The following is a 15,078-nucleotide window of genomic DNA, read 5'->3' as shown; positions in this document are numbered from 1 at the left end:
AATGATGCACACCTATAAACCCGCCCTAAGTCACAATTATTCAAGCTGATATTGAGCTTACTGTATTTAAAAATTTAAATTTGATTTGTATCGCAATTCGTATAAGTATAAACGTAATTATACCTATGATCATCGAAGGTGCTTGATTCCTGTATAAGTAGAATCACGCTACATAATCATGAAGTATCACTATCTCTACAGAAAAAACAGAACTCGACCAGATTAAGGCGGTTTTGCTTACTAGCGTGACAGTGGGTCAGTAGCGTGGTCTCTCATACAAACGCCAAAGGTAAACCTCATAAGCTCAGCCCACTGATAAGGCAAGCCTTGGTATTTATTATGGTTGATTTTTAGCAATTTGAACCCGCACCTTCCGTTGAACAGGCACAGTTTATATGCAGCAACAGAGTAAGAGTTCAATGAAAAAAATCAAAACACTTGTAAATTTGAAGCCAAAGGCCAGGATGGTAGTTTCCATCTTGATGGCAAGCCTATCCAGCTCAGTATCCGCAGCACCCTCCGGGAAAGATATGTCAATCTGGTTTGATGTTGGTGGTCCAGTTGGTGGTCCATATGCAACCGTAGTACAAAATGGTGCAGTTCAAGCCGCAGAAGACCTCGGAGTCGATTTACGTGTCGTCTATTCAGATTGGCAACCGCAAAAAATGGTTGAAAATTTTAAACAAGCTCTCGCAGCGAAACCTACAGGTATCGTGGTAATGGGTCACCCCGGAGATAGCGCATACAAGCCTCTGATTGATGAAGCCTACGAAAAAGGAATCAAAGTCACTGCGGTCGATACTGCCCTGCCAACCACAATGGCAGGACAGCAAGCCAATGGCTTTGGCTACGTGGGTGTGAGCAATGCAGAGCGTGGTATCCAGTTAGCCAATCAAGCGCTTTTAGAAGGAAAATTCAAGGCCGGCGATCGTGCTTTGGTTTGGGGGATCAAGGATATTGCTGAGCGTAGTGAGTCGACTCGCGGCCTAATTGCAACATTAGAAAATGCTGGCTTAGAGGTTGATTTTATCCAAATTTCACCAGAGGTAGATAAAGATCCATCTCTAGGTAGTAGCGTCCTATCGGCTTACCTAGCTCGTACGCCAGATGTCGATCTGATCATGGTTGATCACGGTGCTCTCACCTCCCAAATGGGCAATTTCTTGCGTAATGCTGGTGTTCGCCCCAGCGAGATATTCGTAGCAGGTTTCAGTTTGTCTCCAGCAACTTCAGATGCGATTAAAACAGGGTATGTTCAACTGGTCGCGGACAGTCAACCCTACCTGATGGGGTACCTGTCTGTTGTGCAAGTCGCTTTGAGCAAACGCTACGGTTTCTCCGGCCTTAATATCAACACGGGTGCCGGTTTTGTCAACACAGGTAATATCGATTTCATTGCTCCCCTTGCCGCCAAAGGCCTGCGGTAGTGAGTGATTGTGTATTAAAAGTTTCAGGGCTAAATAAATGGTTTGGCCCTGTACATGCATTAAAAGATATTAATTTCTCATTGAAGCGGGGAGAGGTTTGTGCACTGCTCGGTGATAATGGTGCGGGAAAATCCACTCTAATCAAACAGATCAGTGGGGTTGAAGCGATCGAACAAGGAGAGCTTCAGATTAATGGACACAATATTCACAATAAACACTACAGCGTGAATAGCGCAAGGCAGCTTGGGATTGAGACCGTTTATCAATCAGGCTCACTTGGAGAACAGCAGAGTGTTTGGCGCAACCTGTTTTTAGGCCGACATATTCGAAATAAGTTTGGCTTTATCAATCAAAAAGAAGAGCGTAGGCAGGCTGCAAGACTTCTTAACAGGCTTAATTTACGTGGAGTTGGAGCCGATATAGAGACACCAGTAAACCGCTTATCAGGTGGAGAGCGTCAGGGTCTTGCTATTGGTCGAGCTATGCTATTCGATGCAAGTATTGTTATTCTAGATGAACCAACAACCGCCCTATCTCTCGGTGAAGTCGATAAAGTGCTTAGTTTTATTGAGACCCTAAAAAAGCAGCAACGTGCCTGTCTTTTGATCACTCACAACATCAATGATGCTTTCCGAGTCGCCGACCGTTTTGTCGTAATGGATCGGGGACGTATCGTCGCAGAATACTATAAAACAGCGATGACCCAAGAGACCCTTCACACTGCCCTACTTGATGCCGTAGGGAGGGCCGCATAGTGTTTTCTTTCCTCACCCAGCATCGTATACCCACACTTACCGCGACTATTTTATTTGGCCTATGGGCAATCTTTGCTTATATCAGCCCTCAGACATTCTTGCAGTTTCGTATTTATACCTCATTTATGTCGACGATCCCATTTACGGCAATGTTGGCCTTCGCTTTAACACTGCTGATTATAGCTCGCGAGATTGATATGAGTTTTCCGTCAGTTGTTGCTCTGGGGGGATATGTATTTGCAGCAACATTTCAAGCAACCCAATCGCCTATTTTTTCCCTAGGCTTGGCCTTGCTTGCTGGAATTATTTGTGGCCTTTTGAATGGGTGCCTTGTTGTGATTTTCAGGATCCCTTCCATTATTGCAACAATAGGTAGCCAATTTTTTCTCGGTGGCCTAACGACCGTGATGGCAGATGGCATTGCACTTAGTATTCCAGAAGTCCGTACCACGACACTGCACACCCTGATGGTTGGCCGTTTTGCTGAGGTAATCCCGGCTCAAATGTTGTGGGCGTGCGTGCTGTTGGTTTGTCTGTGGTTATTACTTTCATGGCATGTCTTCGGTGATAGAGTCAATTTTATTGGAGATAATCCTAAAGCCTCTGAGATGATGGGAGTGCCTATAGCACAAACTCGCATCTTACTGTTCATACAGTTAGGAGCAATATCCGCACTTGTCGGTGTTTTTATCAGCTTAGAGATGAGCAGTTGGTGGCCCAACCAAGGCCAAGGGTATATGTTATTGGTTTTTGCCTCGGTATTTATTGGAGGCACCTCAGTCTTGGGCGGCCGCGGTACCTTAGTCGGTACCCTTTGCGGGGCTTGCATTATTGGAATTTTAGAGGCAGGTATTATAAGTGCTGGGCTCGCTGGCTTCTGGACGCGGTTAATTTATGGCGTGATCATTTTAATGTCACTCGTTGTTCACAGTATTTTACTAAAGCAATACTCCAAGTCTTGGAGAAACGCCTTCTCTACCTACCGATAAAAATCAGATTCATGCATAAGTATTAACCAGTCGCTAAACCACTAGGGTGAAGCAAAACATAGAGTTAACTTTCAAGGAAGCGTTATGCCACAAGTTACTATCATAGGGGCGGGAAGCGTAATGTTTACCCGTCAAATTTGTTCTGCTCTTTTGTCCTATCCTTGTTTTGCGTACTCAACAATAGTGTTGATGGACATAGAGCCTTCAGCCCTAAAGCAAAGTGGACAGGTGGTCGCCAAGATGATTGAGCAGGCTAAAGTTCCTGTCTCACTAAAAGTAACAGCGAACCAAGGCGAAGCACTGCAAGGTGCTGACTTCGTCATAAATGCTATTCAGGTTGGTGGACTAGAGCCATGGCGATTGGATATGGATATTCCTGCCAAATACGGCGTAATCCAAGAGGTTGGCGATACCATGGGGCCTGGTGGTATCTTTCGAGCCCTTCGCCATATCCCTCCAATGCTTGCCATCTTGAAAGATATGGAGTCCATTTGCCCTGATGCACTATTTATCAATTATGCCAACCCATTGGCTCCATTAACTTGGGCCGCTAAAGAGTTTAGCACTATCCAATCTATTGGCTTGTGTTACGGAGTACGATATACCGTTGCCCAACTTGCAGGATACTTGAAACATGGACCTTGGGTCGATCACCCTGCAACACCAGAGCTGTGGCAACGCCTAATGTACCATGAGGTTCCCGAAAACATAGACTATGAGTTTGCTGGTATCAACCACATGACCTGGATTACTAAAATGGAGGTCAATGGTCAAGATCTGCTCGCCGATATTCGTCGCTTACCCACACAGTCAGAGGTATATCAAGTCGATGGTGTTCGCTGTGAAATGGTGAAGTTCTTTGACTATTGGTGTACCGAGAATCATTGGCACTGCAGTGATTATGTGCCCTACTTTAGGAAAAATAAGCCAACGATAGACCGTTTTTTGCCCCAGCGTTGGAACATACTAGCCTTAGAAGAACAGGTTCATCAATCTGGGCAGGCCGAGATCGATGCTCAGTTAAGAGGCGAGCGTGAGTTTATTATTTCTCCCAATATGCTAAACGCGCCCAAGATCATCAATGCGATCTTGAGTGGGGATCGCACTCGGATCAACGGCAACCTTCCCAACCAACAGGCAAGCGGTTTATTAGTCGAAAACCTACCGCACAACTGTGTCGTCGAGGTGCCTATCTGGGTAGACCAAGATGGGTTGCACCCTCAGAAAATGGGACGACTCCCCACCCAATGTGCAAGCCTAATCAAGAGTAATACCGCTGTCCAAGAGCTGATCGTTGAGGCCGCTTTGAGCAATGATCTCAACGCCGCCCGATACGCATTAGCTTTAGACCCTGTGACAGCGACAGTCTGTACATTGGATCAGATTGATCAAATGTTTGAAGAAATGATATTGGCTCAAAAGCGTTGGCTAGGGTTTTACCATCAATGAGACCGCACAAGATAGTATTTGACGACAACGCGGTTGAGACTAGAGCAGGTCACTTGGGTATATAGGGTAAACTGCACTCGCCTGATAGTCCTGAAAAGGCCATCAGGCTTAGCCACGATTTGACTACATTCAAAACCATTGTGGCTGGTTGTCATAGCCTGGTAACTATCCTCGTTAAAAGCTTCCCTAGTTACGAGCTTGGCTCCCCTATTTCAGTTGGGTTGTTGACATCAGAGCTCCACTCATACCAACCACCATCAAATACGCTGATATTTTTCCACCCTGCTACATAAGTGTAAAAGAACACCTCAGAAGCGCGCCAACCGGTACCACAATAAAATGCTACATTTTGACTGCGATTGATACCCCAGCGTTGCCAACGATCTTCAACAATCTCTGGGGCTAACATAGTCCCATCGATATTTCGGAATGCCGCCAAACTATGGGAGTCTTCACCAGATTGACCCCACTTCGCCCCTTTAATACGACCCTTAGGTTCAATATAGCTATAACCACTGGTGTGGCCAATAAATTCAGGCCAGGTTCGAATACTCACCAACGAACTGCCCTGCTGATCTGCAAGTAACTCCTTCGCTCTGTCAATTGAAGTAACATACTCTGGGTGCGTCGGTTCCGATAACTCAACAGTCGCGGGTTTCGGAGAGTTAAACAACGCTTCGGTTTCTTTCCCTTCCCATGCCGACCAGCCGCCATTGAGCAAACGCACATCATCAATACCCATATACATTAGCACCGCAGCGGCTCGTGCTGCTGCCATATTATCTCGGCCGTACAGTATCACCGTAGCATCTTTGCTAAAACCATGATTTTTTGCAGTTTCTTTTAGTTTCTTGAAAGGGTGCAAATTCCATAATGGCTCTGCTTCAATCTCATTAGTATCGAGGTAAATGGCACCCGGAATATGTGCGAGCAGGTATTGCTTCGGCATGCCCCAAGCCACCTCCACCACTTGGTAGTCCTTCGTGGGTGGATTTTCGACATCTTTGCCTGCAAGCAGGTCTTGCAGCCACCAGCTTGGAACAAGCTTGTCGTAATGTTCATACGCTTGAAGTGCTTGTTGGGGGTGCAGTGCCTTGGCCACCCTTACGTCAGTAAAGCCCCATGTCACAAATTTATGAGCCATTAACTGAGCATCATCATTGGGGCAATATAAATAAGTAGGCGATGATTTATTAAATCGAGAGACGATAGTCTTTAGCTCATCCAGCCCCCCATCTTTGTCCAGCCAAGCCACACTGTAATTGATCGCCCCTTGCACATGCCCTGAGACGGTTTCTTGCTTGTCCTGCCAGCCGTTATAATAATTGCTGTCTCGGCAGTCTATCAGTTGAATATCATGGCTATCTTCAAACAATGGAGCAACCACCTGTTTGATCTCCACTGCACTGGCTGCGCAACTCAGTAAGCCAAGTAACACGCTGCCAATAATTGACCAATGATGCTGTGTCTGTTCCATTTACCTTCCCTAAATCGTCACGTCCTTTTGTGATGAGCTGACAGTGGCTAGCTGCTCTTCGAGTATTGAAAGCCATGCTTCCATACCAGTGTGCTTAGTCGCAGACAATTGAATCACCTTGATATGTGGATTGATACTTCGAGCATTTTGGATACAGTTTTCAATATCAAAGTCGACGTAATCAATAAGGTCGATCTTGTTGATTATCATGTACTCAGACTCTGCAAACATATAAGGGTATTTTAGCGGTTTATCCTCGCCCTCAGTCACCGACAGAATAGCCACTTTATACTGCTCTCCGAGATCAAAACTGGCTGGGCAGACAAGATTGCCTACATTCTCAATAAATACTATCCCAGGCCCGGTGAAGTCTAAATGCTCAACCGCATGCGCCACCATGGCGGCATCCAAATGGCAGCCTTTCCCTGTATTGACTTGTATTGCCGGGGTGTTTGTCGCTCGTATACGCTCGGCGTCATTGTCGGTTTGCTGATCGCCTTCAATGACTGCGCAGTCAACCCCCATCTTAAGCAACTTCAAAGTTTCGGTCAGCAAGGTGGTTTTACCTGACCCAGGGCTGGAGACTAAATTCAGTGCCAACTGGCCTCTTTGATTAAATAGTGCCCGATTCTTATCTGCTATGCGATCATTGCTGTGCAAGATAGCCTGCTCTACGTCAATGATTCGCTGAGCAGGTTTGTGTTCATGAGCATGCGAATGCCCCTTATGTTCATGCACCGACTCTATTGAACGTATTGAATTGAAAACTCTATTGTTACCTCTTGTACTAATGAGTTTCTCGCTGTCACAGCCACAAACACCACACATTAGCTAACCTCCATATAGTCAATTTCTAGTTCATTTCCCGATTCAATATTGATATCTAGGCTCCCACATTCCGGACAGTGTCTTAGATAAATAGATGCCTGAAATGATTTTTGACAGTCTTTACAGCACGCCTGTGGTGTAATTGTCTTGATCTCGATGCGGGCGCCATCCGCGATGGTATCTCTGGCGGCAACTTCCAAGCCAACCCGCAATGCATCCTGTTCAACACAAGAAAGCTCGCCAATTTTCAGATGAATTGCGGTAATTTTGTTCGCCGAATGCTGCTGAGCAAGCCGAGTTACCGTCTCGACGGTACTCATTGCTAACGATAATTCATGCATATACTTTTCCTAACAAATTCTCGGGAGAAGCTCCCCAAGCGCACAATCCACGATGCGTTTAGCTCCAGTCGCACTAGTCAGTATTGGTTGCTTTGGAGATGCATCGACAACCTCACCGACCACCGCTGCGGTTGGGTTAAAGTGGCGCAAGACCTCAACTGTTTGCTCGGCAAACAATTTTGGGACGGCCACCACAAACGTTCCCTCGTTAGCCAAGTCAAATGGGTCAACACCAAACAATTCACAAATCCCCCGCACAGGTTCTGAAATGGGTATCTGCTCTTGTTTAAGCTCTATCTGAACATCTGAGGCCGCACACCACTCTTGCATCACGGCAGCAATGCCTCCTCGAGTAGCGTCACGCATCGAGTGGATCGGCAGGCCTTGATTCAGCAAGGCTTCAACCGCTGGCCACAGTAGAGCACAATCCGACATGATATCGTGGTCAAGTTTTATTGACTCACGTTGAGCAAGAATGCAGGCACCATGGCAACCGATGTCGCGAGACACAATGATTGAGTCACTTGGTTTTAGTGCCGCTGCACTCACGCCTTCAGCCATTACCTCACCGATACCTGTGGTATTAATAAAGATCTGATCGACTGAGCCCTTGGGAACGACTTTGGTGTCACCACAGACTATCTTGGCATCAATCTTCTCCAGCTCAGATGCCATGGTACTGACGACCTGTCGTAGGGTCGCTATCGGTAACCCCTCCTCTAAAATAAAACTACAGGACAGGAATTTGGGTCGAGCTGCAACCATACTCAGGTCATTACAAGTCCCGGCAATAGCCAGACTGCCAATATTGCCACCCGGGAAGGTGTGTGGTGAGACAGTGAAACTGTCTGTAGACATTGCTATTTTGCTGCTCGTGGTCAACACAGCTGCGTCTTCACCATCAAAGCTCGCACTCGCAGCAAAACCAGATTTCAATACCTTGTTGATCAGTTCATTGGTTTCATGACCGCCACCGCCATGAGCAAGCTGAACCCTGTCAAACACTTTCATCTAACTCTCCAATACAGATGCATAACGATAGTATGCGTTACAAGCTCCTTCTGAGCTCACCATACAGCTTCCAATAGGCTTGGTTGGCTTGCAAGACTTGCCAAACAAAACGCAATCACACGGGCTCTTCAACCCTTTTAAGATCTCTCCACAACAACACTTTTTCAAATCCTCCACCGGGAGTTGAGGCAAGATCGCAGCAAATTGCTTCTCTGCGTCTAGGAGGGAGTAGGCCTCTCGTAGCCTCAATGCACTGTGAGAAATTTCACCTAATCCTCGCCAATTGAAACTTGGTCGAGGCTCAAAATAGGTATCGACCAACTGTTGGCTATGCAGGTTGCCTTGCTCGGTCACCACACGATCATATTGGTTACCAAGCTCAGCACGTCCTTCAAGCTTCATCTCAACCAGTTGTTCAAGCGCTAATAAGATATCTATTGGCTCAAAGCCTGCGACAACCAAGGGAATAGAGTACTTATCAACGATGGGTTGATAGATTTTGTAGCCCGTAATTGCACTTACATGCGAGGGGGCGATGAATGCATTGACTATCGCATCACCACTGGCCAATACCGCATCCATTGCTGGGGGGACGACGACATGATTGATATGAAAATAGACATTACCCAAACCCTCATCGAGCACACGCCTGACTAATACCGCAGTCATAGGGGTTGTCGTTTCAAAACCAATGGCAAAAAACACCACATCACAATCGGGATGTTGCCGGGCTATCTCTAAGGTATCAAGAGGATCATAAACTGCCTCGACACTTCCCCCCTCTGCGCGACATTGGGCTAAAGACTGCTTTGAGCCAGGAACTCGGATCATATCGCCTAGAGTCACCAAAATAGTATTCGGCTTTTTCGCTAGGATGACGGCATGGTCAATACGCTCTTTGGGCATGATGCAAACCGGACACCCGGGGCCGTGAATAAATTTGATATTTTTGGTCAGCAATTGATTCAAGCCGTATTTCATGATCGCATGAGTGTGTCCACCACACACCTCCATCACATGAATAGGCTCACAAAGGCTCTTCGCCCGCTGATTAATATGCTTGACTAAATTGGTGATATATCGACTATCTCTATAGCTACTCGCCAGAACCTCAAAACTGCTCATAACGCGGCCCTTCATCAACCTCAAAAATAGCTTGGTAATCCTTTAATGTCTGCTTGGCTTTTTCTACACTAATCTTGCTAATAGCAAAACCAACATGTATCAGTAGATATTCACCAATTTTTATCTCAGAGCCGATGAGTTCGGTATTCACCTCCCGTCTCACCCCCAATGTTTTTACAATCACTGAATTAGGCGCACTGCCCATCTCGATCACTTCTGACGGAATACCTAAACACATATCTTTGTCCAATCTAATTAAAAATTTCTACCGACGATTTATCTGCACGCCGCCACATAAAATGCCTGACCGATAGCAATGCCCGCATCATTCACTGGAACCTTTTCTCCAATCAATAATGGTTTGCATCGGGTTGACAACCGCCCAACAAGGCGATCCACCAAAATACGATTTTGGAAAACACCCCCTGATACCACCACTGGAAGGTCTTGATATCGGTAAGCAAGTGTGACAATTGCTTCAGCAAGCCCAGCGATGAAACTCAAGCAAATTCTCGCGGTGCTATTTTGTCGTTGTTCCTGAATCATGGCGATGGACTGATGCAGAGCAGGCTCCCAGTCAAGCTCGCCATCCGATGTCCAGTCAAAGGATAAATAATCCTCGTTATCGAGAGCAGCAAATGCCTGATTCTCTATCACCAGCCCACTTTCACCCTCATAATCTATCTCATCGACCAGCGTTAAAAGTACTGCCCACGCATCGAATAGACGCCCGGCCGATGAGCAGTAGGGGCTTAAGGTGTCGTTATGCCAAACACGATACAGATTGTAGAATGTATCCTCACTCCAATGAGAAAAGGCCCCGAGATTCAGCGCCTGGATCTCTTGTGGTGAATAGCATTCCAGCAAAAGGGCATATAGCAGCCTTGATGGTTCTCGAATGGCTTTTTCACCACCGATCAATTTGAACTGGCGTAAATGACCGATACGCTGATAGCTTTTTTGCTCAACGATCAACGCTTCCCCGCCCCAAATCGTGTGATCATCACCCAAGCCAGTCCCGTCGAACACTATCCCTAAGACAGGTACCTCTACCTTAAACTCGGCCATTGCAGATAATACATGGGCATGATGGTGCTGCACTTGTTTCACCTCTAAGCCTAGTGACAGTGCCTTCTGAGTTGAGAAGTACCCGGTATGCTTATCGCAAACCACATACTCGACCTCAAGCTGATAGGTTTCAGGGTACCAGTTGAGCAAGTGCTCATACCTTTGTTGAACGGCAAGTGACTCTAGTTCACCAATATAGGGGCTTAGCGTAATTTTTTGTCCAGAGATTAACGCCAGTGTAGATTTTTGTTGCGCTCCACATGCGATCCCCGGCTTGAGTTCTCGCTTCGTGGCAAGAGTCAGAGGTGCGTAACCTCGCCCCAGCCTGAGCACACGAATACGCCCCCCTGCATAGTGCACTAAGCTATCGTCACACGAATTTTGGATCGGGCGATTATGGTCGAGGACATAGCGGAGTTGGCCACAAAAGCTTTGCTGCAAATCTTCGAGCTCGGTTGCCAGTACCTGTCCTGACAAATTCGCACTGGTCATCACCAAGGCTTGGGTTGCCGATAACTGGCTAAGCTCTTCAAATAATAACTGGTGCAAAGGGGTGTTAGGCAGCATTACCCCCAGATAGGGCACATTGGGTGCAACCTCATCTAGTAACAAGCCTTGGGCATGTTTACTCATCAGTATGATCGGTGAGCGAGATGAGCTTAGCTCGTGCCATTCAACATCGGTGCCCTTAACCAAAGATGCAGCAACCTCTTGATTAGCCACCATCAAAGCAAATGGCTTGCGCGCACGCTGCTTTAACTGACGTACCCGAGCAATAGCCTGTTGATTAAACGCATCACAGACAAGGTGAAAACCGCCTATACCCTTAATCGCAATGACCTCGCCGTCTTTTAACAATTGTGCACAGTGGCCAATTGCCGCATGTCGCTTATCGATGCACTGACCGGATAACTGTCTCAGTACCACCGCAGGACCGCACTCTGGACAGGCGATGGGTTGTGCGTGGTAACGCCTATCTAAAGGGTCTGCATACCGGGATGCACATGAAGGGCATAGCTCGAAGTCACTCATCGAGGTCATCACCCTGTCGTAGGGCAGTTGTTTTAGGATCGTATATCTAGGGCCACAGTTAGTACAATTGGTAAAAGGATATCGGTAGTAACGCGATTGGGGATCATTCACATCGCCTATACACGCCTCGCAACTGGCCTGATCTGGGGAGATGCTAGCCAATGTAGCACCGTAGTGTTCACTGGGTTCAATTGAAAAACCCTCCCTATCAACCAGCTCCAACTCAAGCTTTTCAAGACTATCGATCTGTGCCAACACCGGTATGTCATGGCTAAGTCGATATTCAAACTCAGCGATATCTGGGGTTCGTCCTTGAATATCAATCTTTACCCCTTGTGGGTTATTTGCCACGACCCCCGATAGGTTTAACTCGACCGCTTGCTGATAAATGAAAGGTCTAAAGCCTACCCCTTGAACAATACCGCTAACGTTAATTAATAGGCGTTGTTGCATTGGCTAATGCCTTACTATAGGACCAAGAAAACGATCGCTGCAATACTGCAGCCAATCGTTCTTCTTGCCAGATCAGAATTTTGGCAACCTAACCATTGGCCTAGTTTTGCTGCCGAAGCGAGTACGCCAAGGCTAGCAACTACGAGCCCAAGGAAGTACAGACTCGGTGTAACCTCACCTGGCATCTCTACGGCATGAGCAAACCCGTGAACCGCTGCACCTAATATGGCTAGCACCAACATCCAATGTACGCCATTTTTCTTGAACATCGCGATAGAAAGACCTGCAATGAGCACACTCGATGCCAACAGCATCTCTACTGAGCCATTGAGCAGCCCCAAGGAGCCAAGCACAAGGCCAACTGAAAACAGTAACAAATACCCACCTATATATTTCCAATTATACCCACGACTTACCAACGACAACGCAATACCGACCGCAATGATGTAGATCAAGTGATCGAGGCCTGTCAGCGGATGTAAAAGACCATGCACAAAGCTAGTTTGAGCATCGATAGTATGTCGAGCATCGATAGCATGTCCTGTATGAGCAAAAGCCGATGAGCTAGCAACCACCAGTAGCGTCGTCAGCACTCTAAATAACTTCATATAAACTCCTAGTATATAGATGTGTAATTTTGTCCAGCCTAGCAAAGTGCTAAAGGCCTAACCTGGGTAGAAATGCGTTCTGCATGACTATAGGCGGTTGCATTTCCATTGCGACAAAAGCCAATTAGGGTCATGTTCAATTGCTCTGCCAATTCAACTGCCAACTCTGTTGCTGCTGAGATCGCAATCAGTGATTCAACCTCGATTGCCGCTACCTTTTGAACCATTTCAAAGCTTGCGCGGCTGGTGACCAAAATAAAACCGCCCGGCTCAGGTTTATGAATGACATACCAGCCCGCCAACTTGTCTAACGCGATATGACGACCAACATCCTCATAGATCGCGAGTAATCTCCCATTTGAGCTAAAATAGGCAGCAGCATGGGATGCCCCGGTGGTTTTACTTAGTAATTGATGCTGTTCGAGCTCTTGAGTAACACGCTCCAACTCGGCAATATGAACCGTAGCACTCGAGGGAACCGGCTCACTCACACGCAAGATCCCCTTAAGTCGCTCGGTGCCACACAAGCCACAGCCAGTCGTCCCTGCTAAACTACGCTTTTTCTCTTTGAGCTTATAGATACACTTGTTCGAGATAGAGAGATCTGCGGTTATCCCTTCCACCGAAGAATAAATCTCCACGTCATGGATATCACTATATCTTTCTACAATCCCTTCAGTTATAGAAAAGCCAATAGCAAACTCTTCCAAGTCGGTTGGGGTGCACATCATGGTAGTATATGAAACACCATTAAATGAGATTGCGACAGGAACCTCTTGGATTAAATTATCATTGGCTTGTAAACTATAATTACCTTCATGAAACTTAGTAATATTTCTCAACTTAAAACTATTTCGCTCTAAGAAATCAAGCTTGATGCTCATACGGCTACCTTTAAATATTTAGAGTTTATAGATAGTCTTTACTATCAATACCCATTTTTTGCATTCTTGAAAGCAGAGTAGTTCGCTTAATTCCAAGCTTGGCTGCTGCACCACGTTTCCCGGCGACAACTCCGTTACTTTCCTTTAGCGCCTGAACAACGACATCCCTGTCCACGTTTATTTTATTGTATACTGTTCTCTTACATGGCCGTGGATCTTCATTGACAACATCTTCATGTACGACTATTTCACTTGGAGTTGGACTAATTTCTAACAACTGCTCATTGGGAAGGGTCAATACTTTATCTGTGGTAAGAACCAAGGCTCGCTCGATAAAGTTTCTTAACTGACGTACATTTCCAGGCCAATCGTAAGCGAGCATTGCATTCATCGCATTTTTACAAATATACTTGACTTCCTTACCAAATATTCGAGAGAGCTGGTAAGTAAAATAGTTCACCAAAATAGGTATATCATCTTTCCTTTCCCTTAGTGGTGGGATATTTATGGGAAAAATATTTAAACGATAAAAAAGATCGCTGCGAAACTCCTTCTCATTCACCATTTGAGACAGGTCAGCATTGGTCGCAGCAACAACCCGCACGTCTATCGATACTGAGCTACTTCCACCTAACTTTTCAACCTCACTCTCTTGCAACACCCTTAATAGCTTTGGTTGTTGATTCAGTGGTAAGATACCCACTTCATCCAAAAGTAGCGTCCCATGATTGGCCTCCTCAAATCGCCCTTTACGGCTATTAGATGCTCCAGTAAATGCCCCTTTTTCATGGCCAAATATTTCACTTTCAAATAAAGTTTCAGGGATCGCTGAACAGTTCACCTTAACTAACTTTTTATCGCGACGCGAACTAAACTCATGTATCGCCTCAGCTACTAATTCTTTACCTGTCCCTGTTTCCCCAGTAATAAGGACAGTACTATTACAATCACTGACCATCATAGCGCGGGTGATGACTGAATACATATTTTTGTTCTGACCAATAATCTTATCGGAAATTTTATATTTTGAATAGTCCATTTCAATCGGGATAAGATCAGTATTCCTTGGTAAATTATAACGAACAGGATTTCGCATAAAGCTGTGCATAGAGATTGAAAGCCTTGCCGATATATGCTCTAACAGCTCTAATTTTTCTCCGTTGAGATCTACTTGCTCCTCCCCCCACATAAAAACCACATAGCCTATTTTTTCTCTTCTAAATAAGAGTGGGTATATACAGACTTTCTCTACATCTTCAGGTATAGATTGCTTTTCCAGAATAGAACCATCAAACCGAACATCTTTTATGTTGGTCGGGATACAAAACTTATCACCGCAGGGCTTTTCAAAACCACTTATATAATGTGTAGTTGAATAAACTAACTCTTCACTCTCACAACGAAAAATATCAGTATCATACTTACCCGAGGGATTTTTAACCTCTACAAAACCAATAAAATTAACTTTCAATAGTTCATTGATCACCGGACTGATCGCTCTAAGTAACGACAATCTGTTGCTCGATGATATTACTGCATTGGTTACATCGACTAATAACTTATTAGCTACACCATTTAGCCCCATACCTAGCCCTTTCCTAAACTCTAAAAATGACCCCAAACTTATATAA

14 protein-coding genes are annotated in these 15,078 nt (G+C 45.7%); 4 read left to right on the top strand and 10 right to left on the bottom strand.

What is annotated here, in order from left to right; all coding sequences use genetic code 11:
* The first annotated feature begins 530 nt into the window (after positions 1–530).
* From ACZ5R2_RS18265 to melA, 4 genes are all read left to right on the top strand, one after another.
* Positions 531–1,427, top strand: coding sequence for a sugar ABC transporter substrate-binding protein (locus ACZ5R2_RS18265; RefSeq protein ID WP_464903173.1), 897 nt, complete (start codon positions 531–533; stop codon positions 1,425–1,427).
* Complete coding sequence (locus ACZ5R2_RS18260) at positions 1,427–2,182, top strand: ATP-binding cassette domain-containing protein (RefSeq protein ID WP_464903174.1); 756 nt, start codon at positions 1,427–1,429, stop codon at positions 2,180–2,182. Before ACZ5R2_RS18265 ends, ACZ5R2_RS18260 begins: the two co-directional genes overlap by 1 nt.
* On the top strand, positions 2,182–3,171 hold the full coding sequence (locus tag ACZ5R2_RS18255; protein WP_464903175.1) for an ABC transporter permease: 990 nt from the start codon (positions 2,182–2,184) through the stop codon (positions 3,169–3,171). Before ACZ5R2_RS18260 ends, ACZ5R2_RS18255 begins: the two co-directional genes overlap by 1 nt.
* Positions 3,172–3,255: 84 nt before the next feature.
* A complete protein-coding gene (gene melA / locus ACZ5R2_RS18250) occupies positions 3,256–4,620 on the top strand; it encodes an alpha-galactosidase (protein WP_464919467.1) in 1,365 nt (454 codons plus the stop codon).
* A 190-nt stretch (positions 4,621–4,810) separates the two neighbouring features.
* On the opposite strand, the gene ACZ5R2_RS18245 is transcribed toward melA, so the two are convergent.
* The 10 genes from ACZ5R2_RS18245 to ACZ5R2_RS18200 all read right to left on the bottom strand — a co-directional run bounded on the left by ACZ5R2_RS18245 (position 4,811) and on the right by ACZ5R2_RS18200 (position 15,032).
* Positions 4,811–6,097: a rhodanese-like domain-containing protein gene (locus ACZ5R2_RS18245; protein WP_464903176.1), complete on the bottom strand. Its 1,287-nt coding sequence runs from the start codon at positions 6,095–6,097 to the stop codon at positions 4,811–4,813.
* Between the two features lie 9 nt (positions 6,098–6,106).
* Entirely contained in the window at positions 6,107–6,835 is a 729-nt protein-coding gene (hypB, locus tag ACZ5R2_RS18240; protein WP_464903177.1) for a hydrogenase nickel incorporation protein HypB, read from the bottom strand.
* 89 nt (positions 6,836–6,924) lie between these two features.
* The gene (hypA, locus tag ACZ5R2_RS18235) at positions 6,925–7,266 is read right to left on the bottom strand and encodes a hydrogenase maturation nickel metallochaperone HypA (RefSeq protein WP_464903178.1); all 342 of its coding nucleotides are present in this window, start codon (positions 7,264–7,266) and stop codon (positions 6,925–6,927) included.
* A 9-nt stretch (positions 7,267–7,275) separates the two neighbouring features.
* On the bottom strand, positions 7,276–8,277 hold the full coding sequence (gene hypE / locus ACZ5R2_RS18230) for a hydrogenase expression/formation protein HypE (RefSeq protein ID WP_464903179.1): 1,002 nt from the start codon (positions 8,275–8,277) through the stop codon (positions 7,276–7,278).
* Complete coding sequence (hypD, locus tag ACZ5R2_RS18225; protein ID WP_464903180.1) at positions 8,278–9,402, bottom strand: hydrogenase formation protein HypD; 1,125 nt, start codon at positions 9,400–9,402, stop codon at positions 8,278–8,280.
* On the bottom strand, positions 9,389–9,640 hold the full coding sequence (locus ACZ5R2_RS18220; protein ID WP_464903181.1) for a HypC/HybG/HupF family hydrogenase formation chaperone: 252 nt from the start codon (positions 9,638–9,640) through the stop codon (positions 9,389–9,391). The genes hypD and ACZ5R2_RS18220 overlap by 14 nt, the downstream gene beginning before the upstream one ends.
* Before the next feature lie 38 nt (positions 9,641–9,678).
* Complete coding sequence (hypF, locus tag ACZ5R2_RS18215; protein WP_464903182.1) at positions 9,679–11,955, bottom strand: carbamoyltransferase HypF; 2,277 nt, start codon at positions 11,953–11,955, stop codon at positions 9,679–9,681.
* Between the two features lie 14 nt (positions 11,956–11,969).
* Positions 11,970–12,563, bottom strand: coding sequence for a HupE/UreJ family protein (locus ACZ5R2_RS18210; protein ID WP_464903183.1), 594 nt, complete (start codon positions 12,561–12,563; stop codon positions 11,970–11,972).
* Between the two features lie 38 nt (positions 12,564–12,601).
* Positions 12,602–13,447, bottom strand: coding sequence for a formate dehydrogenase accessory sulfurtransferase FdhD (fdhD, locus tag ACZ5R2_RS18205; protein WP_464903184.1), 846 nt, complete (start codon positions 13,445–13,447; stop codon positions 12,602–12,604).
* A 25-nt stretch (positions 13,448–13,472) separates the two neighbouring features.
* Positions 13,473–15,032, bottom strand: coding sequence for a sigma-54 interaction domain-containing protein (locus tag ACZ5R2_RS18200; protein WP_464903185.1), 1,560 nt, complete (start codon positions 15,030–15,032; stop codon positions 13,473–13,475).
* Between the last annotated feature and the right edge of the window lie 46 nt (positions 15,033–15,078).

Source organism: Vibrio sabulosilitoris (assembly GCF_055391395.1).
The sequence above is the reverse complement of the archived record's forward strand: the minus strand, read 5'-3'. Positions and strand labels throughout refer to the sequence as shown.

What these genes read in the sequence shown, in the direction of transcription:
- ACZ5R2_RS18265 (WP_464903173.1), top strand. Translation starts at nt 531, where the DNA reads ATGTCAATCTGGTTTGATGTTGGTGGTCCAGTTGGTGGTCCATATGCA.
- hypE (WP_464903179.1), bottom strand. Translation starts at nt 8,277, where the DNA reads ATGAAAGTGTTTGACAGGGTTCAGCTTGCTCATGGCGGTGGCGGTCAT.
- fdhD (WP_464903184.1), bottom strand. Translation starts at nt 13,447, where the DNA reads ATGAGCATCAAGCTTGATTTCTTAGAGCGAAATAGTTTTAAGTTGAGA.
- ACZ5R2_RS18200 (WP_464903185.1), bottom strand. Translation starts at nt 15,032, where the DNA reads ATGGGGCTAAATGGTGTAGCTAATAAGTTATTAGTCGATGTAACCAAT.
- melA (WP_464919467.1), top strand. Translation starts at nt 3,256, where the DNA reads ATGCCACAAGTTACTATCATAGGGGCGGGAAGCGTAATGTTTACCCGT.
- hypA (WP_464903178.1), bottom strand. Translation starts at nt 7,266, where the DNA reads ATGCATGAATTATCGTTAGCAATGAGTACCGTCGAGACGGTAACTCGG.
- ACZ5R2_RS18245 (WP_464903176.1), bottom strand. Translation starts at nt 6,097, where the DNA reads ATGGAACAGACACAGCATCATTGGTCAATTATTGGCAGCGTGTTACTT.
- hypD (WP_464903180.1), bottom strand. Translation starts at nt 9,402, where the DNA reads ATGAGCAGTTTTGAGGTTCTGGCGAGTAGCTATAGAGATAGTCGATAT.
- hypF (WP_464903182.1), bottom strand. Translation starts at nt 11,955, where the DNA reads ATGCAACAACGCCTATTAATTAACGTTAGCGGTATTGTTCAAGGGGTA.
- ACZ5R2_RS18210 (WP_464903183.1), bottom strand. Translation starts at nt 12,563, where the DNA reads ATGAAGTTATTTAGAGTGCTGACGACGCTACTGGTGGTTGCTAGCTCA.
- ACZ5R2_RS18220 (WP_464903181.1), bottom strand. Translation starts at nt 9,640, where the DNA reads ATGTGTTTAGGTATTCCGTCAGAAGTGATCGAGATGGGCAGTGCGCCT.